This window comes from Marinobacter alkalisoli (genome assembly GCF_045449855.1).
Classification (GTDB): Bacteria; Pseudomonadota; Gammaproteobacteria; order Pseudomonadales; family Oleiphilaceae; genus Marinobacter.
In genome coordinates, this window is sequence record NZ_JBJJLC010000040.1 from 1 (window position 1) to 2,715 (window position 2,715).

Consider the following 2,715-nt stretch of genomic DNA (forward strand, 5'->3'; position numbering starts at 1 on the left):
GCGTTATGTGGCAAAAGGACTATAGCCATGGAGGTCAGAACCAGCCCTTTGAGCGAGCCACAGTTGCAGCAGGAAATTGGCTATCTTGCTGCTTTTCTCACAAAAGAGGGTATTCGGGAACTTCATGTTGCCTTTGGCTGGGACTGTAACCTTTCGATCGACGACATGTGGCAGTACCAACCGATAAACACCGAGGAATTGTCATCATTCCTGTCGGAGGCTGAGGAAAGAGGGACTTTCACACTGGGCAAAGGCGACCTCTTTTTTCGCTGCAAAAACTTTGAGTTCGTTCTTTGCCATGAGGCTGATATCCATTTAGAGTCTTTTCAGTCGCGGCAAACTGAGTTCGAGGAACGTTGGTTTAACTTAGGCTATGAACCGTACAGCGTGCTGGCCAGAGAGAGCACATAACCAATCATTCCAGTTCGTTCCGGGCCTGGCGGCCCTCCACCGGACGCCCTTTTCTCCGCTTCGCTACAAAAAGGTCGCCGCTGAATCGTGGCGTTAAAGGGGCTGTGTAATGCATCCACTTGTGAAACTTGGCCTGTCAAAGAGTCGTCCAGTAAATCGGGCTGCAGCGCAGGAGTTCAAGAGTGGGCGAACTCAGCAACAGCGACGCAACAAGAAACAGAAGCTCGAGGCGGCAGCGCGTGCAGAAGAGTATGTAACCTGTAAACACTGCGGGGTTGCTGTCAGACGACGGAATCTATTCAAGCATGAGCGCGGCCATCGAAGAGTAGTTTGCTGTGTTGGTTGCAAAGCCGTCATCAAAATCAAAAACATAGAAATGCACGCCACCAAGTGCAAGAAGTTACCGATGGCGGACCATGGCGGGTAGATCCTTTAACAAGTCAATTAAGTACGTTCCCGGCCTGGCGGCCGTCCACCGGACGCCCCTGTCGGGCCGCCGCTTATTTCAGCGTTAAATGGCAGGTCCAGCATGGAAAATTTAAATGAAATCCATTGGCATGACTCAGAGATCGAGTCAGTCGTAGAGACCCCCGCCAAGGATGAGCTGGTTTATAACGTCCAGTATCCTGAAAACTGGAGTCAGAATTTCTTCATTGCAAAGGCAATCACGTTTTCCGGTTATCACTCACACATTGTTGAAGAAATGCCAATTGTGGGGAACCCAACTATATTGGCTGCTTCGGTAGCGAAAAGAGAAGGCGGCTACACCACCGTCAAACTTGAAACCAATGCCGGCAATCGCTTCGTCACGGCAAAAGGCGTTCATATCGGGTCACGGCGTGTCGGCATTTAACAAGGCCAGTCACGGCGACGTCTACTACATTGCGGCTTCGCCTCCATTCCGTAGCCGCGCGTGCTGAGCGGCGTTATACATCGCTATGAAGAAATTCGGTAATTTAGAATCGCTGCTGTTCAAAGTTGGTAACTATGTGGATGGGGCTTCGAATTTGCGGATTGTGGAGATTTGGAGTCAAGGCCAGATCTTGACCCCTGTAGACACCGCGGCCTACTTGCCTTCTTACATTCACGCACTCAAGCGAGACCTGCTTTGGGTTCAGGACGAGAGATCCATGTCCGTAGAATGGTTTCTCAACTATGGAGAAACGACGGACGATATCAGCGCGTCCGCTACCAAGCGCTCAGACCGTGTTTCTATCGAGTTCAAAGAGAATCGGGTCTGCCCTCCAACTGTTTCGATTGATAAGCAAGAACTGGAGGCGACATTTGATTCGGTCATTCAGTACCTTGAGCGGGCTCATGCATAACCAATGCAGGCACGGCGACGCCCATTACATTGCGCCTTCGGCTTCATTTCGTGGGCGCGCATGCTGCAAGCGTTAGAGCTAATGATGAATCAGAAACTTGTGGGTTTGGCCAATAACACTAAATGGAATGAGCTACAGCAAATAATGTCTGGCTATGGCCAAAGGGCTCCCTACTGGAAAACTCAGGCCACTAATGGTTGTGTCTATCCTCCAGATGGCTGGGACGGCGATTGGGCCTATCATTTCCGCTTGGGTGAGCACAAATTCATAGAGTGGTGCGAAATGCAGCCGAGAGCTAAAGATGAAGGGCTAACCTTAGCCGAGGTTGTAGAGATTTGCCGTCACATTGGATTTGAAATTGAAGTTTACGAGACCTCTGTGCGAGTGATCGGGTATCGGAGGCTCTAACAATCGCAGGCACGGCGACGTCTTTTCCATTGCGGCTTCGCCTTCATTCCAAAGCCGCGCATGCTGCGGGCGTTAGGAGAAAAATTGGGGCTTCTCGAGTTTAAGCAGGCCGTGTTAGGTCTGCCTGTAAATCACGTATGGCTTGGTCATGGCTCTGCCATATTTGTTGAGTTGGGTGAACTGTCACCGACTTATCTGCGTGATGGCTCCACTGGTAACCCGAGCGGTAATTTTACGCTCATGGTTGAGTGGAGCTGGCGAATCGAAAAGCCTCGATCCATCTTGGGCGGCAGCTATAGCTCGGCACGTCGGTGGCCCAGCATGTTAAAAAAGTTGCTGGGCTCGACGGTTACTGGTTTAGAGACAATTGGTGCGATCCCCGAGATACAGTTGAGCCTTTCTAACGGGACCCGAGTTGTCTCCTTCATGACAGAGAGTGGGCAGCCGCAGTGGGCTCTAATTTCTAGGCAACCTGGGTTTGGGACCTTGTGTGTCAAAAATGGCAGAGTTTGCGTTGATTCCGGAAACTCCTAACCAGGCCAGTCACGGCGACGTCTACTACATTGCGGCT

Annotated in this window: 4 protein-coding genes; all 4 read left to right on the forward strand. The window is 51.1% G+C overall.

The window, feature by feature from the left end; translation table 11 throughout:
- The coding region (locus ACJO5Y_RS15555) for a hypothetical protein (RefSeq protein ID WP_406988462.1) at positions 1–411 on the forward strand (411 nt) is incomplete at its 5' end.
- A gap of 529 nt (positions 412–940) precedes the next feature.
- Positions 941–1,264, forward strand: coding sequence for a hypothetical protein (locus tag ACJO5Y_RS15560; RefSeq protein WP_406988473.1), 324 nt, complete (start codon positions 941–943; stop codon positions 1,262–1,264).
- Between the two features lie 85 nt (positions 1,265–1,349).
- Positions 1,350–1,736: a hypothetical protein gene (locus tag ACJO5Y_RS15565; protein ID WP_406988475.1), complete on the forward strand. Its 387-nt coding sequence runs from the start codon at positions 1,350–1,352 to the stop codon at positions 1,734–1,736.
- 84 nt (positions 1,737–1,820) lie between these two features.
- The gene (locus ACJO5Y_RS15570; RefSeq protein ID WP_406988476.1) at positions 1,821–2,144 is read left to right on the forward strand and encodes a DUF6678 family protein; all 324 of its coding nucleotides are present in this window, start codon (positions 1,821–1,823) and stop codon (positions 2,142–2,144) included.
- Positions 2,145–2,715 lie beyond the last annotated feature (571 nt).